We start from the raw sequence: 23,125 nt of genomic DNA, 5'->3' as shown, positions 1-23,125 counted from the left end.
CAAACATGAAACGCAAGTTTGGATCTTTCATTTATACTAATTAAAATATTGATTTTATTATTTTTAAATAAAATAAATTATCTTTAAATTGACCAAAAAGTGTAAAAAAACTGTCATCACCCGTTTATACAATCGCTCATGATAACCAACTAAACAATAACTTAATTACACTTTACGGATTTAATATGACAACCACTTCTCATCAGCCAACTCGTCGTGATCTTTTAAAATGGTTTGCGGGAATTCCTTTTTTACCCCTTGGGGCAATGGCCACAACAGCAGCATTAACGGGGTGTAATAATAGTGATTCAGACGTCATTACCACTCCACCGACAAAACCTGTCAATTTTAAAAGTGCTAAATTTACCCCAATGGCTGCACCGAACACGGTTGCTGACATGGCGACGACATCGGTTAAATCAAAACTACAAATTACTTGGGATGATGCAACAAATACAGAATATCAGCTTGCATATAAACCCTTCTTTGTTACAGGTCAAACTGTGCCAAAACATGGTGGTGGAACAATTGTTGCCGGTGGCTATTTTGATGTGAATGGCAACCCAATTATGGATAAATCCGTCGTAGGACAAGAACGTCAATTCTTTTCTGATGCTCCAGATGGTTCATCTTTAATTCATTTGAAAGATGCAAAAGTAGACGGTGTGACGACCCCAATATTCCATGTGGTTCAGTTTGAATATAATTCAAAAGACCAGTCAGGTGCAGATACCTACGGTCAATTGCCTTCTCCAATTGCTATTCTTACACTTGACCAAGATCAAAAAACAGGTCATCTAGAACTTAAAAAATATTTCAACGTGAATACTGCACCGGTGCACGGTTTATGGATTACTTGTGGTGCAAGTCTTTCTCCGTGGAATACCCATCTTTCAAGTGAAGAATATGAACCTGATGCTTTCGGCCAAGGCATTGGTGGTCCAGCTCCAACTGGATTTGGAAAATATTTCTTTAATAATGATATGACCAAAGTAAAACCATATAACTATGGCCATTTACCCGAAGTGATCGTGAACTTAGATGGTACAGGTAGCATCAAGAAGCATTATTGTTTAGGTCGTATTTCACATGAACTGGTTCAGGTCATGCCTGACAATAAAACCGTCATCATGGGTGATGACTATACCAATGGCGGTTTCTTTATGTTCATTGCAGATAAAGAGAAAGACCTTTCTGCGGGAACACTCTATGCTGCTAAATACAAAGATGAATTAAATGAAACCTCTACAGCACGTATTGAGTGGATTAAGCTTGGTTCTGCAACCAGCAAAGAAATTGAAGATCTGGTCAATGTTCAGAATATTCAACCAACAGACATCATGGAAAGCTTAAACGTAAATCCAAATGATGCCAGCTATACTGAAATCACATTGGCGAAGAAAAAGCTTTGGGTCAAACTCAAACCAGGTATGGAAAAAGCAGCCGCTTTCCTGGAAACCCATCGTTATGCGGCCCTGATGGGTGCGAGCATGGCATTTACCAAAATGGAAGGCACAACGGTAAATATCAAGGATAAAGTGGCTTACTCGGCACTTGCCAACATACAAGACTCAATGGTTGTAAATACAAGCAGTTACGTTGCTACGCATAATATTAAATTCGCAAAAGCATTAAAAGCCGGTGGCGTGCTTGCACATGACCTTAAAGGTAATCAGATTGATAGCACAGGAACGCTTATTCAAAGTGAATGGATACCTGCACAAAGTCATATGTTACTAATGGGTGAAGATATTAGCATTGATACTTTTGGTAATACGGCAAATCCAGAAAAAATTGCTAGTCCAGATAACTTAAAGTTCTCAGAAAAACTACGCACTTTGTTCATCGGTGAAGATTCAGGCAACCATTTAAATAACTATCTATGGGCATATAATGTTGATACAAAAACATTGGACCGTATCTTATCTACCCCAGCGGGTGCAGAATCAACAGGTTTGCATGCAGTAGATGAAGTGAATGGTTGGACCTACATCATGAGTAACTTCCAGCACCCAGGTGATGAATGGAATCGTTTCTATAAAATCGATGCTGTAACTGGTGCACGTAGCGGCTTAAGCGCAGATCTACTGATGCAAATTGACACTGCAATTGATGCAAACTACAACAAAAAGTTCGCTGCGGCGGTGGGTTATATTACGGCTGACCCAATCGCTCCATCAATGCAAAAGAAAGCAATACCAAGTAAATAAACTGCCTTCTAAAAATGCCGACCTCGTGTCGGCATTTTTTATTTACTTAAAGGTAAATCTATCTGAATAATATTACCCTGGGTTGTCCCTTGCTGGGATTTTTCCTGCCATTGCCATTGCTGATTTTTCATCCGTAGAAAATTGGAACAACGCGTACCATAGACCGGGCTTTGAATAAAGGTCGAAGAGAGTAATTCCTCCATCTCCAGACTAATGCCGGTTTGAGGCAAAAGCTCGGGAATAATTTTCCGTTCATCTTCCAGAATGTCCCAAACCGCAAATTCCAGATCTGCTTCGGGTGTCGCTGCCTGCTGGAGCATGGGCAAAAATTCCTGGGTAAAACGTTTACGCAGATGTCGGGTCTTTTCCCAATGCTCGGTCATTAAACCATTGGACACCACATACACGCCTTGGGCTAACACCTGCGGTGCCTCACCACGGTTACTCATATAAACCGCCTGATTTGAATCACCTAAAAATAAATTAAAGCCGGCATAATCACACTGGTGTTTTTCCAAGGCTTGAGCAAAGCGGATCGGGGTTAAATCGGATTCCAGAAAAGCCTGTATCAAATGACCGCGTGAAGTCGGATACTGTGTTTTATCGCTCGCATCCCTGAAATTGGTCAGTACAGCCCAGCGGCCTGATGCAGTAATGCCCATCCATGTGCCGCCTGACTGCAAGTCTTTTCCGGCAATAATCCGACTGTTTTCCCAAGCGTGTAATGCTGCACTCGGCCGCTGATAAAACTCATCCCGATTGGAAATCAGACATAGTGGAGTATCCGGCAAAACTTGCCAGGCTAAAGCGACAATACACATAATTCATGCTCTTCATCTTTACACATTGAATGTACAACATTTTTCCCAGGTTTCAGCTAAAATCTGTGCAAAACATAATGACAAGGAACAGGAATGCTGACCTATCCAAATATAGACCCGGTTGCGGTATCGCTGGGACCATTACAAGTCCACTGGTATGGATTGATGTATTTACTGGCATTTTTATTTGCCTGGGGACTTGCCACCTATAGGACCAAACAGCGTGATGGCTGGACACCTGACATGGTCTCTGACCTGATCTTCTACGGTGCCTTAGGGGTCGTGGTGGGTGGTCGTGTAGGCTACGTATTCTTTTATGGCTTTGAACAGTTCATGGCCAATCCACTGTGGTTATTTCAGGTCTGGACCGGCGGCATGAGCTTCCATGGCGGATTCCTGGGTGTGATGCTTGCCATGCTGTTCTGGTGCAAAAAATACCAGAAAACCTGGTTTCAAACGCTGGACTTTATTGCCCCTTGTGTCCCGACTGGCCTGATGTTCGGTCGTATCGGCAATTTCATTGGTGGTGAACTTTATGGCCGCCCGGTTTCTGATCCAAACTTTGCACTGGGGATGATTTTTCCTACCGATCCATTGCAATTGGTCCGTCATCCCTCACAGCTTTATCAGGCTTTGGGCGAAGGTTTAATCCTGTTTATTGTATTGTGGTGGTTCAGCTCCAAGCCGCGTCCACGTATGGCAGTTTCTGCCCTGTTCCTGATCGGTTATGGTATTGCCCGTTTTGTGGTGGAATTCTTCCGTGAACCCGATAATGGCCAGCTATTTATTGGCTGGATGAGTAAAGGCCAGTTCCTGACTGTACCGATGATTTTGATTGGCCTCTGGATGATGTGGTATGCCTATCAAAAGAAAATCTATGACTGGGGTCCACAGAAAAATAGCTAAATAAAATTCCTTCTCCCTTTGGTATAAGGTTAGGATGAGGGAGACAAAAAATGTCTCCTTTTTTTTATCTCTCTGGTTATGTGCTCTTAAGAAAGAGATTTAAAATAATCTACAGGTAGGTTGAATCTGTGCTTCCCTCTCACTCGTATGCTAAAGTGCCCTTAGTTCTTATTCATCCAATAGAAAAACATGCTCGAATTTTGGTTTAATCCTAAAGCTTCCATCCTTCATAAACTGCTGATCTTTGTGGTCATCGCAATTGCCACGGGCGGACTGTACTGGATGGAACCTTTAAAACCGGATGCTATCCTGATGTTCATGGGTACAGGTATTATTTTCCTGATTTGCCGTTACTGTAAAATTCATTTTGCTGCTAAAAACCCGACCGGTCTGTTCTATCGACTCTTGGCCTGGATTCCGCTTGCCTTGCTGCTAGCCCTGATTTTCATGCATATGCAGAATGGTGAAATTCTCATCCCTGGTGCCCAAGGCATTGGTTTTATGGCTTTGGCCATTTGCCTGTTTTCACCCTTGTCTTTATTGAATAAAAATGCCCCCTTGGATGAGCAAAAATAATGCTGGAGTTCTGGTATTCCGACAAATGTAGCCGCCAGCTGAAACTGATGGTCTGTATTGCAACCTGCGTGATCATTTATCTCTGCTCTACGCTACAGCAACTTTCCCCCATATTGACAGGAATAAGTGTGGGTATCGGTCTGAGCATACATGTATTAAGAGCATTAAGCTTAAAAATTGCGGCAAATAACCCTTATAAGAAAGGTTTTGAGATTCTTGTGTTCATCATGCCGCTGATGGCATTCATTACCTTAATTTCTGTGTTGCCCGCACAACATAAGCTAATGCTCGCCATTCAGGCGATTGGCTTTGCTGCCATTGGCCTATTTATATTATCGGGCTTTCCAAAGCGCAAGTTTGATTAGATTGAACTGAATTAGCTTCTCGTGTATTTCCACCCTTAAATAAGCCGAAACCCATATTGAATGTATTTTAAAAAGCCAAAATAAAAAAGACCGCTAAAAAGCGGTCTTTTTCAATCATCGAGAGATGATTAAGCAGCTAATGCGCCTTTAGCTTTTTCAGCTAAAGCAGCAAATGCAACTGCGTCATGCATAGCGATGTCAGCAAGTACGCGACGGTCGATGATCACTTGAGCTTTTTTCAAGCCATCGATCATACGGCTGTACGACAAACCATTTTGACGAGCACCAGCGTTGATACGTGCAATCCACAAAGCGCGGAATTGACGTTTCTTTTGACGACGGTCACGGTAAGCGTATTGACCTGCTTTGATTACTGCTTGGAACGCAACGCGGTAAACGCGTGAGCGAGCGCCATAGTAACCTTTAGCACGAGCAAGAATTTTTTTATGACGGCGATGAGCCTGTACACCACGTTTTACACGAGCCATTTATAAATCTCCTTAGATGTATGGGCACATAGCACGAACTGAAGCAACGTCACTTACGTGAACCATCACACAGCCGCGCAATTGACGGATACGTTTAGCAGATTTTTTGGTCAAAATGTGGCGTTTGAACGCTTGTTTACGCTTGAAACCGTTAGCAGTCGCTTTGAAACGTTTAGCTGCACCACGGCGAGTTTTTAACTTAGCCATAACAACCTCTTTAAACACCTGTTCAGCACGTCTGCACCATTGCAAAAACGACCTGCAGGTAAGGGAGGAAATATTCTAAAGCATCTTTGCTCAAAACAAAAGCAGAGATACTGAAAATTGCACACCAATGATCAGATTCTCTTAATCTTATTTTCACTATCAAAAGCGGGATGTTTTTATTAATAAATCCACTATTCGGCATTATAATTATCAGCCCATAAGAATACTGGACTGCTATGAACCCTGCACAGGATGCTTTTGCCGCCCTGCGTTATCGTGACTTTTCCATTGTCACGATAAACCAGTTCTGCCTAACGCTCGCCATTTTAATTCAAGAAATTATTGTCGCGTATTCACTGTATCAGATTACCAAAGATCCTTTAACACTAGGTTTAATTGGTCTGGCCGAAGCCATTCCTTTTATTGCCTTGTCCTTGTGGGGCGGTTATTTTGCCGACCGCTTTAACAAACAGACCATCATGAAAATATGTCTGTTTTTTGCCGTGCCCTTGCCTGTGGTTTTATGGTGGCTATTCCATTCCTATGGATTAGGACAGATCGACGTTACTACACTGTCTTGGGGGATTTATGCGGTTATTTTTACCCTAGGGACTATCCGTGGCTTCTATAATCCTTCCGCTACTTCACTCAAGCCTTTTTTAATCCCGCGCAAGCTTTATGCCAATGGTGCCACCTGGACCACCATCGGCTGGCAAAGCGGCGTGATTATCGGACCCATGCTGGGCGGTTTTATGCTGGCTTTTTTAGGTCGTGAAAACAGTTTATGGGCGGTAACCGGATTATTGTCCGTCTGCTTTATCCTGATTAACCTTCTACAAAAGCGGAGTTTTCCCAAAATTGAAACTAACAACCTGCTGGAAAGTTTGGGAGATGGTTTCCGCTTTATCTGGAAAACCAAAATCGTACTCTGGGCCATTTCGCTGGATCTGGTTTCGGTGCTGTTTGGCGGGGTCATTGCCTTACTGCCCATCTTTGCCGAAGATATTTTAAAAGTCGGGCCTGAAGGTTTGGGTTACTTGCGTGCAGCGCCATCGATTGGTGCTCTCATTACCATGATTGCCTTAACCAGATTTCCACCAACCCAAAATGCCTGGCGTAATATGTTGCTCGCCGTTGCCGGTTTTGGCCTGTTTACCCTGTTGTTTGCCTTCTCGAATAACCTGTGGCTATCGCTGTTCGCTTTGGCCATGACTGGTGCCTGTGACAGTATTTCAGTGGTCATTCGCCAGACCATTCTGCAAATTTATCCGCCAGAAAATATGCGTGGCCGTGTCGCCGCGGTGAATGGCATGTTTGTCTCATCCAGTAATGAACTGGGTGCTTTTGAATCCGGTCTGGCTGCGAAATATATGGGCACCATTATGGCAACGGTCTTTGGTGGCTGCATGACCATGGTAGTGGTGGCAATAAGCTGGGCAAAAACCCATGATTTATTTGGCGTCGATATTACCAAAGTGCATGATCAAGAACATTAATTGTATTTTTAGACTTGCCAGTATTTCCAATTCAGGAAATACTTTGCACTAACTTTATCCGCTACCGCCGCAACATCTGGTTTGACTAAGAAATAAATATTTATGAAGCAAATACTGTGTTTTTCTCTACTCATGTGCTTACCGTTAAGTACTGTTTACAGTGCTGAATCTAAAGCAACTAAACAGCTTGCCGTTCAGAAAAGCGCAGCCCTTCCCGCGCATTTGACCACACGCATTCAATGGACCAAATTTCCGCATCCAAACTATAAAAATGAAGATTTAAAAGAGCAAAACCGCAGTGCCATTATTCGCATTTATGCAGATGAAACCGGTAATGTCATCAAGGCCAGCGTACAGGAAAGTACTGGCTTAAGCCATCTGGATAACCTGCTGGTTCAAGCCGTGCATGAAGCACATGTCAAACCCCATATCGAAAATGACACGGCAACACCTCTCATTGGCTATCAAACCTTTAGTTTAAAGTTAGACCAAGAGGATGTTGACGCCTGTCCCTATCAGTTTGAATCGAAAAACTGGCAAGCTCAACAACAGAACAGAAAAACAGCCTTTTCATACCGTACCCAGCCCCAGCTAGAGCTTGATTCTGACTTACTGGCTGGACACAATCGCGCGGTTAAATTTAACTTTAAAGTGAATAAACATGGTGATGTTAAAAAGGTCAAAGTTACTCAGGGCTCGGGGATTTATGCTTTAGACCAGAAAGTTGTTCAAGCCGTATCAAATAGCCAAATTAATGTAAAACGCACAGCCAGCACTTTATGGATGTATAAAAAATCCAGCTTTAAAGATGAAATTAAGTTCGATCTAAATCACTGTGAATAAGCAAAATTAAAAACGAGATGCCGAAGCATCTCGTTTTTTAAAACAGGCTAAAAGCCAGATAGATAAACAAGTAGCGCCCTATTTTAGCAATTGCAACCATCAATAAAAATCGGGCAAAATTTTCTTTTAGCAGACCGGCAATAAGGGTAATGGGATCGCCAATGATGGGTACCCAGCTCAACAATAATGACCAGTAGCCATATTTGTGATATTTCGCCTGTGCTTTCACCATTTGCTGCTGTGAAACAGGAAACCATTTTTTGTCTTTGTAATGTTCAATCTTAAAACCGAGCCACCAGTTCACGCAGGATCCCAAAATATTTCCCAAGCTTGCAACAAACAGTAGCCAAGGAACTGAATGACTACCCTCCGCCAAAAAAGCCAATAAAACGGCTTCAGACTGTAGCGGTAATAAAGTTGCCGCTCCAAAGGCAGAAATAAACAGTAACAGGTAAGCCGGCATCATGCTGCTACCAGTTTAAAGCCCAAGTTTTCTCTTGGTTGAAGTATATTCATAAACCATCCAAAGCACAGACAGAACCAGGACCAGATAACGGCTATAGCTATAGCGCTGTGTCAAAGGCTGGATGGCTGCGTATAAGGCATTTTCGTCCTGCGTATTTAAAGTTGCCATAAAATTCTGGATGTGCACGGCTTCGGCAATAAAAAGGATTAAACAAGCAGCAATACCAAAAATAATGCTCCAGTATATTTTGGCATTGTGTTCCAGAATACGCGTTGAATTTAAAAAGAATGCTTTCATAAGATGCTGATCCAGTAAAAAACCACCGCACGGGTGGTTTATTTTGCTCTATCGTCATCTTAACACAACTGCGCTTCAAGTCATTTTAGCAAGAGACCTGAATCGACAATGCTTTCTGAATGGCAGGACGTGCAGTCAGGCGATCTACATATTCTTTCACGTATGGATAATCTTCCAGCTGAATTTGCTGCCATTCATGGCGTAAGATCCACGGTAAAATCGCCATATCGGCAATTGAATATTCACCCGCCACATACTTTTGCCCAATCAGCTGCTTATTCAGCACACCGTACAGACGCTTGGTTTCATTGACATAACGGTCTATGGCATAGGGAATTTTTTCCGGTGCAAAGCGGCCAAAATGATGGTTCTGTCCCAGCATCGGCCCGAAACCACCCATTTGCCACATCAGCCATTGCTCGACTTCAACGCGCTGTTGCTCATCTACTGGATAATATAATCCGGTTTTACGACCCAAATACTGCAAAATTGCCCCAGACTCAAATACTGAAATGGCTTCACCATGCGGTCCGTCCTGATCGACAATCGCGGGAATTTTATTGTTAGGTGAAATACGTAAAAAGTCAGGCTGAAACTGATCATTTTCTAAAATATTGATGGGAAAAATTTGGTATTCCAAACCCATTTCTTCTAATGCTATTGTAATTTTATGACCATTGGGTGTTCCCCAATAATAGAGATCAATCATGTTTGCTACCTTTTGCCTTTTTCGTTTTACATGACATGCTTAAAATTTATTCCAGTTATAGCATGATTTAGTGCCATACATCCGTATATTTAATTATAGATTCATCAGTAAAACCACTAAATACAAAGCATTATTTTCAGGCAAAAATCAGCCCCGGATGTTGTTACATATTGATGCTTGAAAAGCCTCCACCCAATCTTATATTAGACATGAAGCAATCATCCATTCAGGATATTGCTTCACATTACTTATGCCATCCATTACAGAATTATCATCATGCTTCTATAACTTTTCTGAGAACCGGAGGTTCTATCCATGAGCAATTCCAGTCTTACCCCACTGTTCCGACGTAGCATCGGTTTTGACCGTTTTAATGACCTGTTTGACTATGCAATGCAAAGTGAAACACCGAATTATCCACATTACAATATTGAAAAAACCGGCGATAATAATTACCGCATTGTCGTCTCTGCAGCCGGATTTAATGAAGACCAACTCGAGATCAACCTGGAAAATCAAGTTCTGACTATTAGCGGCAAAGCGGTTGAAGAAAAATCGGATACTACGGTAGAATTTTTACACAAAGGTATCGCCCACCGTTCCTTTAAACTGTCTTTACGTCTAGATGAACATGTAGAAGTACAACAAGCTGACTTTGCAAACGGTTTGTTAAAAATCGAGTTACAGCGCAATGTTCCAGAAGAAAAACTACCTCGCCAGATTCCAATTGGCAGTAAAACTACGCAAAAGCTCGCTTCACCTCAACAGGAAACAGCAAAATAACGCCCCAAAAGACTGGTCAATGACTGGTGTCTTTTGAATGATTGAAACGATCTCTTAAAAAACCAATTCAAAAAATTATCGCTATAAAAAAGCCCTGCTTTTGCAGGGCTTTCTTCATCAATAGAGGCTTACTTTTTCTTTTTAGGACCAAGCAGCATACCCATTTGACGACCTTCCATTTTTGGTGCTTGTTCAACTACACCGAATTCAGCCACATCTGCTTCAACTTTTTGCAATTGAGCCAGACCCAGCTGTTGGTGAGCCATTTCACGACCACGGAAGCGTAAAGTGATTTTTACCTTGTTGCCTTCTTCAAGGAACTTGATAATGGCACGTAATTTTACGTTGTAATCACCAACATCAGTCGCAGGGCGGAGCTTGATTTCTTTCACCTGTACTTGATGCTGTTTTTTCTTCGCTTCTTTCTGCTTTTGTTTCAGATCAAACAAATGCTTGTTGAAGTCCATGATTTTACACACGGGTGGCTCAGCATTTGCAACAATCTCAACCAGGTCAAGATCGACAGCTTCAGCTGCACGTAAAGCATCATTTAAGTTTACGATGCCTTTTTGCTCGCCATTTTCGTCTACAAGACGGACTTCTTTTGCACGAATTTCATCATTCAAAGCAGGACGGTTTGATTTGTTACCGCCCTGTTGATTACGGTCAGGCTGTTTAATCGCTTTTACTCCACAATATACCGGCCGCGTTCGGCAACGGCTGCTTTTACTAGGTCAACGAAAGCATCGATTGACATAGTACCCAAATTTTTTCCTGAGCGGGTACGCACATTCACTGTACCTTCCTCTACTTCACGGTCGCCAAGTACCAGTAAGTAAGGAATACGCTCTAAAGTACGTTCACGAATCTTAAAGCCGATTTTCTCATTTCTCAAGTCGGAAATGGCACGAATACCGTTTTCTTTAAGTTTAGCGACGACTGACTCACATGCTTCCGCTTGAGAATCGGTAATGTTCATTACACATGCTTGTGTAGGTGCCAACCAAGGTGGCATAAAGCCTGCGTAGTGTTCAATCAGTATACCAATAAAACGTTCGAAACTACCAAGAATTGCACGATGTAACATAACAGGCTGATCACGGTCGTTATCTTCTGTTACGTAAGATGCATCCAGACGCTCTGGCAGGTTGAAGTCACACTGAATAGTACCGCACTGCCATACACGACCTAAGCAGTCTTTTAATGAGAATTCGATCTTCGGACCGTAGAATGCGCCTTCACCCGGTTGCAGTTCCCATTCCAGACCAGCAGCATCTAAAGCATCAGCCAAAGATTTTTCCGCCATGTCCCAAAGTGCATCATCACCGACACGTTTTTCCGGACGTGTAGAGAGTTTCATTTGAACGTCTTCAAAACCGAAGTCTTTGTACACATCTAAAGTCAATTTAATGAAATCTGCAACTTCAGTTCCAATCTGTTCTTTGGTACAGAAAATGTGTGCATCATCTTGGGTAAAGCCACGAACACGCATAATGCCGTGCAATGAACCTGATGGCTCGTTACGGTGACATGAACCAAACTCAGCCAGACGGATCGGAAGATCACGGTAAGATTTCAACCCCTGGTTGAATACCTGTACGTGACATGGACAGTTCATTGGCTTCACTGCATAGTTACGGTTCTCTGAATGAGTCGTAAACATGTTGTCTGCATAGTTTGCCGCATGACCCGATTTTTCCCAAAGCGTGAAGTCCACCACTTGCGGGGTACGAATCTCAAGATAACCATTATCTTGCTGAACTTTACGCATGTACTGTTCCAGTACCTGATAAATGGTCCAGCCATTCGGATGCCAGAACACCATACCCGGTGCTTCTTCCTGCATATGGAACAAATCAAGCGCTTTACCGATTTTACGGTGATCACGCTTTTCTGCTTCTTCAATACGTTTGATGTACGCAGCGAGCTGTTTCTTGTCAGCCCAGGCTGTACCGTAAATACGTTGTAGCTGTTCGTTTTTCGCGTCCCCTCTCCAGTAAGCACCAGAGATTTTAGTGAGCTTGAACGATTTTAAGAATTTGGTGTTTGGTACGTGCGGACCACGGCACATATCCAGATAGTCTTGATGATAGTACAAACCCATTTGCGTTTCTTCAGGCATGTCTTCAATCAAGCGGAGTTTGTATTCTTCACCACGCGCAGTGAATTCTGCAATCACTTCATCGCGTGGGGTCATTTTTTTGATGACATCATAGTCCTGATCGATGAGCTTTTTCATACGCTCTTCAATCGCCGCCAAGTCGTCTAAAGTAAACGGACGTGGCATCCAGATGTCATAGTAGAAACCTTCTTCAATGACCGGACCAATCACCATCTTTGCTTCTGGGAACAATTGCTTCACCGCATGGCCGACCAGATGTGCACAAGAGTGACGAATGATGTGAATACCATCTTCATCTTTAGGCGTAATAATTTGTAAAGTTGCATCTTCGGTGATGAGATCAGACGCATCAACCAAACGGTCGTTTACGCGACCCGCAACTGTATTTTTCGCAAGACCCGGACCAATGCTCAGTGCAACGTCCATCACAGATACGGCTTGATCAAACTGTTTTTGATCGCCATTTGGCAAAGTGATAATTGGCATAAAAAAATCCTTAAGGAGTGATGCCCCGTACCATAGGGCATGTCACCGCGAGATTATGATCGAGGCAGAACCTCAAAAGATAAAAACGGTGGATAAATAAAAATCGATTCGAATTTTACACGTCTTATCCACAGGATTAAACCTTTTAGCCTAGAAAATTCGCAATTTGGCACATTTTGAATTTATTTGCCAATGCCTTAGCTCTAGCTCAATCAAGGAATTTCCACTTCCCTTTTTATGCTCTAAAGTTATTCCATGCTTGGAACTTTCACTAAGCATAGGAATAAAGCTGAGCAAATTGCGGAATCACAGCTTAGCTCTGGATGAGTCTTAAAAATACATAATCACCCCATTTCGGATAGAGCTCGTGTAATACAGCGTACCTCGATGCAGTCTGCCCTAATATTTCTGTAAAATGGGTTCGACCAAATCAAATATCGCCTGATAATCCTGTTTATAAAACTGGTGAATGGAAATGGAGACTGAATCGCGCTGATTGGCTAAAGACTGATTGATCGGAGCAAGATATTTCCCCAGGTCATATAAGCGTGTATCTGATTGAACTGTGCATTAACTTCTATCTTCATCAAAGGCCAGCATGCCTTTTAATTGATCAAAATTAAGCAAAGTTTCATCCGTCTTGGCCAACGCACTAAATGAATGCCCTGCACGACGACACGAATATGAGCAGAGGATTTGACTCATTTTTGTAATTCATTGACATGCTGAGGTTGAAAAATTTCTGGATGTGCCTGCTAGCTTCCAGACCAGTTCTGCTATCCTTTATCCGCCTGTTGTATTTTCATTATTATTTCCTGGCTAATGTTATTTAAATTGCCTGTTTAGAGTAAAATACCTAAAAAAGCAAATATGGGAACCCGTGCGTTCAAAAAAAATCCACGTCATAAAATAATTTTTTAATTTTCAATATGTTAAAAATTACCAAATAGCACTCGACTAAAGCATAACTGCAAGATTTCTGATAAATGCATATCTTTTTCAAAAGGATATGAAAACAAATATAGAATGGAGTTTTAACATGGTTAGCGCATATGATGAATTACCGCGTACCCCCGCAAATTTTGTAGCGTTGTCACCTTTACGCTATCTGGATCGGGCTGCTTATATTTACCCGAATCAAAATGCAATTATTCATGGTAAACGTCGTATTACCTGGCGTGAAAAATATAATCGTTGCCGCCAGTTTGCCCACCAACTCCAAAAACTCGGGATCGGTAAAAATGATACCGTTTCGGTACTGCTGCCTAATGTGCCGGCAATGATTGAAGCACATTTTGCCGTACCAATGGCAGGTGCCGTACTGAATACCTTAAATACCCGTCTGGATGCAAAAACAGTTGCCTTCATGCTGGAACACGCCGAAAGCAAGGTATTACTGGTTGACCCCGAATTCAGCCAGCTTGCTACAGAAGCCTTGGCGCTGATCCCGCAAGAAATCTATGTCATTGATGTCGCCGATGAAGAATATGAGGGTGAGGATACCCGTATTGGCCAGATTGAATATGAAGACTGGATTGCACAAGGTGATACCAATTTTGAGTGGCATTTACCCACAGATGAATGGGATGCCATCAGCTTAAGCTACACCTCGGGCACCACGGGTAACCCGAAAGGCGTGGTCTATCATCACCGGGGGGCCTACATTAATGCAGCCAGTAACATCATTGCTTGCGGCATGATGCCTCGCGCGACCTATTTATGGACCCTGCCATTGTTCCACTGCAATGGCTGGTGCTTTGCCTGGACCATGGCTGCCAATGGCGGTACCAACGTCTGCTTGCGCAAAGTTGATGCAGAACAGATTTTCAAATTGATTGCCGAACATAAAGTCGACTACTTCTGTGGCGCACCGATTGTCCTGTCGATGCTGATCAATACCCCTGAAGAGAAAAAGACCCAGATTGAGCACCGTGTTGAAGTGATGGTGGCCGGTGCCGCGCCTCCTGCGGCGATTATTGAAGGCATGCGTAATATTGGCATTAATGTCACTCACGTCTATGGTTTAACTGAAACTTACGGCCCTTCTGCACTGTGTGCATCACAAGCGGGCTGGAGCGATCTATCGATTCAGGAACAGGCACACTTGCACTCTCGTCAAGGAGTTCCATATCCACTGCAAGATGGCATGAAAGTACTTGATCCGGAGACCATGCACGAAGTGCCGCATGATGGTAAAACCATGGGCGAGATTATGTTCCGCGGCAATATCGTCATGAAAGGCTATTTAAAGAATCCGGAAGCAACCGCCGAAGCCTTTGCTGGTGGCTGGTTCCATACTGGTGACCTTGCCGTTTGCCAACCGGATGGCTATGCCAAAATTACCGACCGCTCTAAAGATGTGATTATTTCCGGCGGTGAAAATATTTCTTCACTCGAAGTGGAAGAAGTGCTGTATCAGCACCCTGCAGTCCTGACGGCAGCGGTAGTGGCAAAACCTGATCCACGCTGGCAGGAAGTTCCATGTGCCTTTGTGGAACTCAAACAAGGTAAAACTGCAACAGCTGAAGAACTGATTGAATACTGTAAACAGCATTTGGCCCGTTTTAAAGTACCGAAAGATGTGGTGATTACCGAAATTCCAAAGACATCTACAGGCAAACTGCAAAAATTCATCTTACGTGACTGGGCCAAAGAACGTGCTACAGGCGAGTTTCAGTAACTCTCCCTCACCAGCCCTCTCTCTAACTCTCTCCCTGAGCAAGCGACAACGCACTGCTTTGTCGCAAAGCGCAAGAGAGCAATCTTAAGGCATAAAAAAGCGACTCGATTGAGTCGCTTTTTTAGTTTGAGTATAGAAATAAGAAATCAGTTATCTGAAATCAAAGCCACTTGCTGAATATAGTTGAACAGTTTTAACTTGGATGCAGCCAGCTCTTCTTCCGTCACCTGATTTTTGATATCACGATGGATACGCAAAATATGCTGACGAATCGCATGATGCTCGGCAGCATTATGTGCTTTCATGAATTCTTTAATCACCGGATCACCTTGCGCGATCATACGATCGACCCAACGTTGCAACTGCGCAGTTTTTTTCGCGCCTTGCTGTGGAGTAAGGTAAGACAAAATCATGGTTTCATCTTCATTACGCAATAATTTTCCTACACGCTGAAACTGACGGCGACGTGCTTCATGTGAAGTAATGGTTTGCACATCCAGTAAAGCATCAATCAAACGTTCTTCCACCGGAAGGTTTTTAATTTGTTTGATACTCAACTGAGCCAGTTGCTCACCTAAAGCAGCCATACGCTGAACTGCTTTTTTCTGTTCGGTTTTACTCGCCCGCCCTTCTAAACTTTCAAAGTCATCTTCAGTAAAACGGTTCGGTCGACGTGCCACGATTAATCTGCCTCGTAAAATTTTGCTGCAAATAATGCCTGAATTTCAGATAAAGCCTGTTCTTCATCTGTACCTTCAAGCACTAAACGTAAAGTTGTGCCTTTGCCTGCACCGAGCATCAGCAAGGACATAATATTTTTTGCATCTACTAATTTGTTGCCTTTACCAATTTGAATCGATGAACGAAATTTGGTGGTAACTTCGATTAGCTTTCCAGACGCACGCGCATGTAAACCTAGTTTATTAATTACGTCAACAGTTGTGTCAATCATGACCAGTGCTTCATTTCTCTGTGGAGGACTTGGATAGACCATTTTTCCTCAAGGGCTTTTTTGAGTCTATCTACGATATATACGGAACGATGCTGCCCGCCGGTACAGCCAATGGATACCGTCATATAGTGACGATGCCCTTCTGCAAAGGCAGGCAACCACTTATCTAAAAAATGATAAATGTCTTGGAACATTTCATTGGTTTGTTCACTTTGTAGCAAAAACTGTTGTACAGGTAAATCTAAACCTGAATATTTGCGTAATTCCAGATCCCAATGCGGATTCGGCAAATGACGTACGTCAAAGACATAATCGGCATCAAGCGGAATACCGTGTTTATAACCAAATGATTGTAAAATTAAAATGAGGTTATCTGATTGTCCAAGTTTAGACAACAAGGTATGTTTCAGATCATGTACGCTTTTATCGGTGGTATCAATATGTACCGTTGAACGCAACTGTATCGGAAGCAATAAGGTTTTTTCTTCCTGTATACATTCCGTCAGGCTTTTAAAACGACCGGCTAAAGGATGCGGACGCCGCGATGCACTAAAACGCGAAATCAGTTCCTGATCTTGCGTGGTCAAATAAATGATATCCACCGAACCAGATTTCTGCAGTTGTTCAAAAACATGATCAAATTCCTGCAAATCCGCACGCGTACTGCGTACATCTACGCCGAGTGCCAGCTGTTCAAGATTATTGTCACGATCCAGCTTTTCCACAATTTCCGGCAGCAATGCCAGCGGTAAATTATCAATACAGTAATAGCCCAAATCTTCAAGCACCTGCAGGGCAGATGATTTTCCCGATCCAGATTGTCCTGTGACGATTAAAATACGCTTCATGGCAAGGCTGTCCTTAATAGTGAAGTCTATGCAGTATGCTTAACCTGCAAGTTATCAATCAGTCTGGTAGTTCCCAATTTAGCGGCAACAAACAGCACCACATCCTGATCAAAGGCTTCTATTTTTTGTAATTCCGGAGTGCGTGCTTCCACATAATCCACAATAAAACCAGCTTGTGTCAACTTTTGCTTTATATTTTCTAGCACGTCCGCAAGGCTGACACCACTGTGCAGTTCCTGCTCGGCAGCGGTTAAACTCTGGTAAATGGTCGGAGCAATGGCACGGTGTTCTGCACTCAAATAACCATTACGCGAACTAAGGGCCAAACCATCTTTGGCACGGGTAATCGGCACCCCAATCACTTCTAGCGGAATATTCAGGTCACGTACAAACTGACGAATCACCGCCAGTTGCTGGTAGTCCTTTTGCCCGAAGAAGGCAAAATTTGGCTGCACAATATTAAACAGCTTAGTAACCACTACCGCCACGCCATCAAAATGACCCGGACGCTGCAACCCGCATAAGTCATTGGTAATCTCAGACACGCTAATGTTGGTTAAACGCGGCTTGTTGCCATACATTTGCTCAACGCTAGGGGCAAAAATAATGTCACAGCCGACATCTGCCAACAAATGACTATCCTGCTCCAAAGTACGCGGATAGCTATCAAAGTCTTCATTAGGCCCAAATTGAATCGGATTGACAAAAATACTGACCACAACAACATCACAGATTTTTTTTGCTTCACGCACCAGGTTTAAATGCCCTTCATGCAAATTCCCCATGGTCGGAACAAAACCGATAATTTTTCGTGCCGATCGAGCTGGACTCAGTGAAGCGCTTAATCCCTGAATGGTAGTTTCTGTTTTCATGTTTACAGCTCAACTTGAAAAGTTTGTTCTTTAGCAGGAAAAGATTGATCTTGTACCGCTGCATGGTAAGCCTTAAAAGCATCCAGAATTGCAGTTTCCCCTGCCTGTTCTTTCATAAAATTACGGACAAATTTGGCCACATGACCACCGGTCAGTCCAAGCATGTCCTGTACAACCAGCACTTGGCCATCCGTATCTGCCCCCGCCCCAATGCCAATCACAGGCGTATGTGGAAACAACTCACTAATTTCCTTACCCACCTGCGCCGGAACACATTCCAGTAGCAGTACCGCAGCACCGGCTTCCACCACTGCCTTACAATCGGCAATCAGCTGATCGGCAGCTTCACGGGTACGCGCCTGAACTTTATAGCCGCCAAACACATGCACAGATTGTGGAGTTAGGCCCAAATGCACACATACAGGAATACCGTTGCGGGTCAAGACCTGAACGGTTTCAGCCAGCCATGCACCGCCTTCAATTTTCACCATGTGCGCACCAGCTTGCATGACTGTTTTTGAACTCGATAATGCCTCATTGAGGGTGGCATAACTCATAAACGGTAAATCAGTCAGAATAAAGGCATGCTGGTTACCACGGCGAACAGCTGCGGTGTGATAAGCCATATCCTGTACCGTCACAGGCAGGGTAGAATCACAGCCCTGAATGGTCATTCCTAAAGAATCACCGACTAAAATTGTATCAATTTCAGCAACTTCCATTGCTTTCGCCATGCTCGCATCATAGCAAGTCAGGCAGGAGAATTTGCGGCCTTGCGCTTTAAATTTTTTTAAGTCACTTAGACTAATCATCCGGATATTCCTCTTATGACGACTTTCTCAAGCGGTCATGCAAAAAATTAAATATTTGCCCAATTTCCCTCATCCAATACGGTAAGCGATGGATGTTGCAATATCGGTAAATCTTTTAATAATTGTCCTTTGAGTCGTAAATTTGCCTCTAAATCAAGCAATGGCATCAGCACGAAATCACGTTCCATAACACCAATATGTGGCACGGTTAAACGCTCATGATGAATCTGTTCTGCGCCATACATGAGGAGATCCAGGTCCAAAGTCCGTTCACCCCAACGGCGCAGTCGCACTCGACCGGATTCTTGCTCAAAACGCTGCAATTCATCCAGCAATGCAAGGGGTTCCAGATCTGTAACCAGCTGTACAGCCGCATTTAAATAATTGGGCTGGTCTTGTGGCCCCATTGGAGGGCTTTGATACAATCTGGATGTTTTCACGGCTCCCAGCGTCGCCAGCTTCTGTACTGCCTCTGCTAAAATTTGCCGTGAATCACCCAGATTACTGCCTAGGCCGATGTAGGTTACTGTGCTCATTGTGTCGGTCCAAAAATAACCTGGCTTAAGTCACGTTTGACCCGTTTGCGTTTTAAAATTGGATGGTCATAGCCAATTTCCGAGCCATTTGATGAAGTGGACTGAACGGGTCTTTCAGATTTTGTCCGGCTCTTGCGTTCACGGCGACTACGCGGTTCCGGCTCGTTCACCAAAGGTTCAATTTCAGTAATTGCAGCAACCGGTTTGGTTTCCACCACATCGTCTGTAGTTGCCTTACGGCGGCTTTTTGCACGCTGGCGGTTATATTGACTGATGGCACGTTCTTTTTCATCCGTAGACATCTGTTGATACGCATCCCACCATACACCCATGCCTTGAGTGGTATCGTCACCCGATTTCTCGCGCAGTAACAGAAAGTCAAATCCGGCACGGAAACGCGCATGAGTCGATAAAGACTGAATTTGCTGCGGCTTCGGATTGAGCAAACGCGTTTGCATTTCCCAGACTTCACGAATAAAAGTTTCTGCAAAACGTGGAATGATGGTCCGGATAGCCTGACGTTTTAACACATCCAAACCGGCTTGTGCTCTTGCCTCTGCCGGAACAACGCCTTTACTTAAATAAAATTCACAACGCTCTAAAAAAGGTTTCCATAACAATACCGCGTAGAAGAATGCAGGATTGATGGTCTTGCCCATTTGAATGCGCTGATCGGTATTGATCGCAGCGCGTTCGATAAAGGTGGAGATATCCGGGCTGATGTCCGCAAACAGCTGATGCCAAATACCGAAATCAATCAGCATTGGCAGCACCCGGTTCAAATGTCCCATGGTGAACAGCTTCTGTGATTCATCATATAAGCGGTGTGGAGAGATATCACGCAACAGCTGAGTCAGCTCGGGGGTAAAAATCTCTAGAATTTCAGGTGCAATACTAAAATTTAATTTTGCAGCAAAACGTAAAGTACGCAGCATCCGTACCGGATCTTCTTCGAACCGTAAGGTCGGGTCACCCAACAAGCGCAAGGTTTTATTTTTTATATCATCAATGGCATGACAGAAATCCAGCACAATCCCTTTACGCGGCTGGTAATACATCGCATTAATGGAAAAATCACGACGCACAAAATCCTGTTCAATTGTGCCCCAGTTATTGTCGCGCAGAATCATGCCTGAGGCAGAAGTGACTGCTTTTTTAGGCGGGGCACGGAAAGTGGCCACCTCGACCAGTTCTCGACCGGCATAGACATGAGCAAGCTCAAAACGTCGTCCGATAATACGGCAACGTCGTCCGAATACTTCTTTGACCTGAGCCGGAGTTGCGTTGGTGACCGCATCGAAATCTTTAGGATTCAGCCCTAAAATTAAGTCACGGACGCCGCCACCGACGATATAAGCTTCATAGCCTGCCTTGGTTAAGGCATCAATAACATCTAATATGTAAGAAGGTAATTGAGCGGTTGATAAACCACATTTTGACGCGCGCAAAGTTTGCAAAAGACGCTGTCTCCTACGTCTGAACGTAAAATATCTAAGATGACGCTAATCATATCTCTAACACAATCAAAGGGCAATTTGATTATCTTAATGCATCATACTTTGTTCGATATTCTAAGCGGCTATTGCCATTCCCCTACAAGCCTAAACGGTCTTTATTCTTGCTAAATAGCGCAGGTCCAATCCCCTTGACCTGTTGCAATTCTTCAATATTTTTAAATTTTCCATTTTTTTGTCGATAGGAAATAATGGCTTCAGCTTTCTTCTGTCCTACCCCTGAAAGTTCTTGTAGCTGTTCCGCATTGGCCTGATTCAGGTTGATCTTGTTGGTCACTGAAGTCGCGGAGTTTAACGCAGGCCTAGCCAAATAATAATTCCGTGTTGAGACGCGCGGTATTTTTAACCGTGCATCCTGGGCCTCCTGTTCAACCTTCCATTTTAAATACTGCTGGTCAAACTGTTGAGCATAACTACTGGATACACTCAACAAAGACAGCAAACTAAAAATATAAAAAATCCCCTTCAGGATAGGTATTATTTTTTTCATTGGGAAACCTATTATTTTAATTGTTGTTTCGCTTGCTCCCACAGTTGATCCATTTCTTCTAATGATAGGGCTTCAATATTTTTATGTTGTTGCTGAGCCTGATCTTCAATGAAAGCAAAACGTGTTCTAAATTTATGAATGGTACTTAACAGTGCCATTTCACTAGAAAGCCCTAGTTTACGTCCAACATTGATCAGTGAAAATAAACAATCGCCAAATTCGTCGAATATTTCGTCGGAATTTTGCTTTTGTATAGCGTGTTGCAATTCACCCAGTTCTTCATTCAGTTTACCGTATGCACCTGCCACATCAGGAAAATCAAAGCCTATTTGGGCAGCATTTTTTTGAATGTCATGTGCTTGCTGAATGGCAGGTCCATGTTTGATTTCATCTAAACGTGATTGTACCTTACCCTGCTTTTCCTGCTGTTTAATTTGCTTCCACAGTACGGATACATCTTCTGCACTCAATTGTGAATATTGTTCTGCCTGAAAGACATGAGGATGACGGCGGATCAATTTTTCGGTAATGGCATTGACGACATCATTGAAATCAAAAGCGCCTTGTTCACTGTACATCTGTGACTGAAATACTACTTGTAACAGCAAGTCGCCCAGTTCATCGCGCACTTCATTTGCGTTCCCTGCTCTGACTGCCGCTTCGACTTCATACGCCTCTTCTATGGTATATCGGGTGAGGCTTTGCGGTGTTTGCTGCTGATCCCATGGACATTTTTCACGTAGCTCACGCATGACTGCCAATAATTTATCCATGTTTTAATTACTCCCTCTCATTTCAGACATAGTGCCATTTCCATACTCAATTCCGGTGATATGGAACTTTAATGGGTTAAAAAACAATTTCAATAAACTTTATTTAAAAAGAGCAAAAAGGAAGATACTAAAAAATATCAATTGAAGATTTGGTTAAAGATTTAAGCAGCATAATCAAGACCCCATACATCCCTAACAATTGGTAAAACTTTAGCTAAAAAATAGCTGTTGGCAATATCGCAACTGGGATTAAAATTATCCCTAGAATCCTTCAACATGAATAAGGCGATAATAATGAAAATGAAAAATGCTCTTCTTATTTTAATCAGCAGCTTAAGTTTAATGGCCTGTTCGACTATGCCTTCCAATAAACAGACTCAAAATAACTCATTAAATTCGGAGCCGAATAGCAATGCCACCAAAGAGGTTTCGATTGATGGCAGCTATACGGGTGAAATTGTTGGCGATTACCAGAATTCTAAATTTTCCCAGTTAAAAATTGGCATGTCTAAAGGTCAGGTAGAAGATTTAGTTGGTGCTTCAACAGATCAAAGAAGCTATCAGACAGCGAAAGCCTGGATTCCTGTCGCAGGTGCTTTTTCCAAGGATCAATTTCGGATTGAAACCTACTATAAAGAGGCTGGACGCTTAATCTACGCCAATAATGGAACCAAATTATATCGAATCGAAGTGGATCAAAGCGAAGATGGCCTTCAATAATCCGTGGATCTTTTCACACACTCGCTAAACATTCATCACTATCGATCATTGAAATAAAAATGCCTGTTTTGATTTTAAAACAGGCTATACAGGTCGCTGTTTTTTATACTATCGATTTTTATTGATTTGTGTTTATCCAGATCAATCTTGGAC

Annotated in this window: 27 protein-coding genes and 1 pseudogene; 9 read left to right on the top strand and 19 right to left on the bottom strand. The window is 43.0% G+C overall.

From position 1 onward, the window contains the following. Positions 1 to 185: 185 nt before the first annotated feature. On the top strand, positions 186 to 2,210 hold the full coding sequence (locus JFY49_RS02780; protein WP_200223650.1) for a PhoX family protein: 2,025 nt from the start codon (positions 186 to 188) through the stop codon (positions 2,208 to 2,210). Between the two features lie 38 nt (positions 2,211 to 2,248). On the opposite strand, the gene JFY49_RS02775 is transcribed toward JFY49_RS02780, so the two are convergent. Further along, positions 2,249 to 3,031, bottom strand: coding sequence for an NRDE family protein (locus JFY49_RS02775; protein ID WP_200223648.1), 783 nt, complete (start codon positions 3,029 to 3,031; stop codon positions 2,249 to 2,251). A gap of 93 nt (positions 3,032 to 3,124) precedes the next feature. On the opposite strand from JFY49_RS02775, the gene lgt reads away from it, so the two are divergent. From lgt to JFY49_RS02760, 3 genes are all read left to right on the top strand, one after another. After that, positions 3,125 to 3,937 carry a prolipoprotein diacylglyceryl transferase gene (gene lgt / locus JFY49_RS02770; protein WP_180043702.1) on the top strand — a complete coding sequence of 271 codons (813 nt, stop codon included), beginning with the start codon at positions 3,125 to 3,127 and terminating at the stop codon, positions 3,935 to 3,937. Between the two features lie 189 nt (positions 3,938 to 4,126). Continuing rightward, positions 4,127 to 4,513, top strand: a complete 387-nt coding sequence (locus tag JFY49_RS02765) for a hypothetical protein (protein WP_200223646.1) — start codon at positions 4,127 to 4,129, stop codon at positions 4,511 to 4,513. Beyond that, the gene (locus JFY49_RS02760) at positions 4,513 to 4,878 is read left to right on the top strand and encodes a hypothetical protein (RefSeq protein WP_200223645.1); all 366 of its coding nucleotides are present in this window, start codon (positions 4,513 to 4,515) and stop codon (positions 4,876 to 4,878) included. Before JFY49_RS02765 ends, JFY49_RS02760 begins: the two co-directional genes overlap by 1 nt. Before the next feature lie 128 nt (positions 4,879 to 5,006). Here JFY49_RS02760 and rplT read toward each other — a convergent pair whose 3' ends face one another. Together rplT and rpmI are read right to left on the bottom strand one after the other, a co-directional pair. After that, positions 5,007 to 5,366 (bottom strand): 50S ribosomal protein L20, encoded by a 360-nt coding sequence (gene rplT, locus JFY49_RS02755; protein ID WP_004867327.1) that lies wholly within the window; start codon positions 5,364 to 5,366, stop codon positions 5,007 to 5,009. 12 nt (positions 5,367 to 5,378) lie between these two features. Beyond that, entirely contained in the window at positions 5,379 to 5,573 is a 195-nt protein-coding gene (gene rpmI / locus JFY49_RS02750; protein ID WP_004637967.1) for a 50S ribosomal protein L35, read from the bottom strand. Between the two features lie 236 nt (positions 5,574 to 5,809). On the opposite strand from rpmI, the gene JFY49_RS02745 reads away from it, so the two are divergent. Both JFY49_RS02745 and JFY49_RS02740 read left to right on the top strand, forming a co-directional pair. Further along, complete coding sequence (locus JFY49_RS02745) at positions 5,810 to 7,069, top strand: MFS transporter (protein WP_200223644.1); 1,260 nt, start codon at positions 5,810 to 5,812, stop codon at positions 7,067 to 7,069. A 102-nt stretch (positions 7,070 to 7,171) separates the two neighbouring features. Then, positions 7,172 to 7,912, top strand: a complete 741-nt coding sequence (locus tag JFY49_RS02740) for an energy transducer TonB (RefSeq protein ID WP_200223642.1) — start codon at positions 7,172 to 7,174, stop codon at positions 7,910 to 7,912. A gap of 37 nt (positions 7,913 to 7,949) precedes the next feature. On the opposite strand, the gene JFY49_RS02735 is transcribed toward JFY49_RS02740, so the two are convergent. The 3 genes from JFY49_RS02735 to JFY49_RS02725 form a co-directional block, all read right to left on the bottom strand. Further along, positions 7,950 to 8,378, bottom strand: coding sequence for a YqaA family protein (locus tag JFY49_RS02735; protein WP_200223640.1), 429 nt, complete (start codon positions 8,376 to 8,378; stop codon positions 7,950 to 7,952). Positions 8,379 to 8,390: 12 nt separating this feature from the next. Then, a complete protein-coding gene (locus JFY49_RS02730; protein WP_200223638.1) occupies positions 8,391 to 8,675 on the bottom strand; it encodes a hypothetical protein in 285 nt (94 codons plus the stop codon). 85 nt (positions 8,676 to 8,760) lie between these two features. Further along, on the bottom strand, positions 8,761 to 9,384 hold the full coding sequence (locus tag JFY49_RS02725) for a glutathione S-transferase N-terminal domain-containing protein (protein WP_200223636.1): 624 nt from the start codon (positions 9,382 to 9,384) through the stop codon (positions 8,761 to 8,763). 315 nt (positions 9,385 to 9,699) lie between these two features. On the opposite strand from JFY49_RS02725, the gene JFY49_RS02720 reads away from it, so the two are divergent. Further along, positions 9,700 to 10,167, top strand: a complete 468-nt coding sequence (locus JFY49_RS02720; protein WP_200223634.1) for an Hsp20 family protein — start codon at positions 9,700 to 9,702, stop codon at positions 10,165 to 10,167. A 128-nt stretch (positions 10,168 to 10,295) separates the two neighbouring features. Here JFY49_RS02720 and infC read toward each other — a convergent pair whose 3' ends face one another. The 4 genes and pseudogenes from infC to JFY49_RS17630 all read right to left on the bottom strand — a co-directional run bounded on the left by infC (position 10,296) and on the right by JFY49_RS17630 (position 13,480). Beyond that, entirely contained in the window at positions 10,296 to 10,793 is a 498-nt protein-coding gene (gene infC, locus JFY49_RS02715) for a translation initiation factor IF-3 (protein ID WP_413784589.1), read from the bottom strand. A gap of 59 nt (positions 10,794 to 10,852) precedes the next feature. Then, positions 10,853 to 12,775, bottom strand: a complete 1,923-nt coding sequence (thrS, locus tag JFY49_RS02710) for a threonine--tRNA ligase (protein WP_200223633.1) — start codon at positions 12,773 to 12,775, stop codon at positions 10,853 to 10,855. A gap of 313 nt (positions 12,776 to 13,088) precedes the next feature. Then, positions 13,089 to 13,270: pseudogene (locus JFY49_RS17740) on the bottom strand (FAD-linked oxidoreductase); the annotation flags it as partial. Between the two features lie 75 nt (positions 13,271 to 13,345). Then, a complete protein-coding gene (locus JFY49_RS17630) occupies positions 13,346 to 13,480 on the bottom strand; it encodes a hypothetical protein (protein ID WP_265092675.1) in 135 nt (44 codons plus the stop codon). Between the two features lie 334 nt (positions 13,481 to 13,814). Between JFY49_RS17630 and JFY49_RS02705 the strand changes: the two genes are divergently transcribed. Next, the gene (locus JFY49_RS02705; RefSeq protein ID WP_200223631.1) at positions 13,815 to 15,455 is read left to right on the top strand and encodes an acyl-CoA synthetase; all 1,641 of its coding nucleotides are present in this window, start codon (positions 13,815 to 13,817) and stop codon (positions 15,453 to 15,455) included. Between the two features lie 146 nt (positions 15,456 to 15,601). Here JFY49_RS02705 and yjgA read toward each other — a convergent pair whose 3' ends face one another. The 9 genes from yjgA to mazG all read right to left on the bottom strand — a co-directional run bounded on the left by yjgA (position 15,602) and on the right by mazG (position 22,252). Further along, entirely contained in the window at positions 15,602 to 16,135 is a 534-nt protein-coding gene (gene yjgA, locus JFY49_RS02700) for a ribosome biogenesis factor YjgA (RefSeq protein WP_086195385.1), read from the bottom strand. A gap of 2 nt (positions 16,136 to 16,137) precedes the next feature. Then, entirely contained in the window at positions 16,138 to 16,407 is a 270-nt protein-coding gene (locus JFY49_RS02695; RefSeq protein ID WP_086195384.1) for an HPr family phosphocarrier protein, read from the bottom strand. Continuing rightward, a complete protein-coding gene (gene rapZ, locus JFY49_RS02690; RefSeq protein WP_180043685.1) occupies positions 16,404 to 17,255 on the bottom strand; it encodes an RNase adapter RapZ in 852 nt (283 codons plus the stop codon). The genes JFY49_RS02695 and rapZ overlap by 4 nt, the downstream gene beginning before the upstream one ends. Before the next feature lie 26 nt (positions 17,256 to 17,281). Next, positions 17,282 to 18,127 (bottom strand): pantoate--beta-alanine ligase, encoded by an 846-nt coding sequence (gene panC / locus JFY49_RS02685; RefSeq protein WP_200223629.1) that lies wholly within the window; start codon positions 18,125 to 18,127, stop codon positions 17,282 to 17,284. Positions 18,128 to 18,129: 2 nt separating this feature from the next. Beyond that, entirely contained in the window at positions 18,130 to 18,939 is an 810-nt protein-coding gene (gene panB, locus JFY49_RS02680) for a 3-methyl-2-oxobutanoate hydroxymethyltransferase (protein ID WP_200223628.1), read from the bottom strand. A gap of 47 nt (positions 18,940 to 18,986) precedes the next feature. Then, positions 18,987 to 19,475: a 2-amino-4-hydroxy-6-hydroxymethyldihydropteridine diphosphokinase gene (gene folK, locus JFY49_RS02675; protein ID WP_200223627.1), complete on the bottom strand. Its 489-nt coding sequence runs from the start codon at positions 19,473 to 19,475 to the stop codon at positions 18,987 to 18,989. Continuing rightward, positions 19,472 to 20,932 (bottom strand): polynucleotide adenylyltransferase PcnB, encoded by a 1,461-nt coding sequence (gene pcnB / locus JFY49_RS02670; protein ID WP_200223626.1) that lies wholly within the window; start codon positions 20,930 to 20,932, stop codon positions 19,472 to 19,474. The genes folK and pcnB overlap by 4 nt, the downstream gene beginning before the upstream one ends. 136 nt (positions 20,933 to 21,068) lie before the next feature. Next, entirely contained in the window at positions 21,069 to 21,479 is a 411-nt protein-coding gene (locus JFY49_RS02665) for a ComEA family DNA-binding protein (RefSeq protein WP_200223623.1), read from the bottom strand. 11 nt (positions 21,480 to 21,490) lie between these two features. Then, the gene (gene mazG / locus JFY49_RS02660) at positions 21,491 to 22,252 is read right to left on the bottom strand and encodes a nucleoside triphosphate pyrophosphohydrolase (RefSeq protein ID WP_200223621.1); all 762 of its coding nucleotides are present in this window, start codon (positions 22,250 to 22,252) and stop codon (positions 21,491 to 21,493) included. 294 nt (positions 22,253 to 22,546) lie between these two features. Between mazG and JFY49_RS02655 the strand changes: the two genes are divergently transcribed. After that, positions 22,547 to 22,972, top strand: coding sequence for a hypothetical protein (locus tag JFY49_RS02655; protein ID WP_180174240.1), 426 nt, complete (start codon positions 22,547 to 22,549; stop codon positions 22,970 to 22,972). Positions 22,973 to 23,125 lie beyond the last annotated feature (153 nt).

Origin of the sequence: Acinetobacter sp. CS-2, assembly GCF_016599715.1 — a bacterium.
In the GTDB taxonomy this organism is placed as follows: Bacteria; Pseudomonadota; Gammaproteobacteria; order Pseudomonadales; family Moraxellaceae; genus Acinetobacter.
The sequence above is the reverse complement of the archived record's forward strand: the minus strand, read 5'-3'. Positions and strand labels throughout refer to the sequence as shown.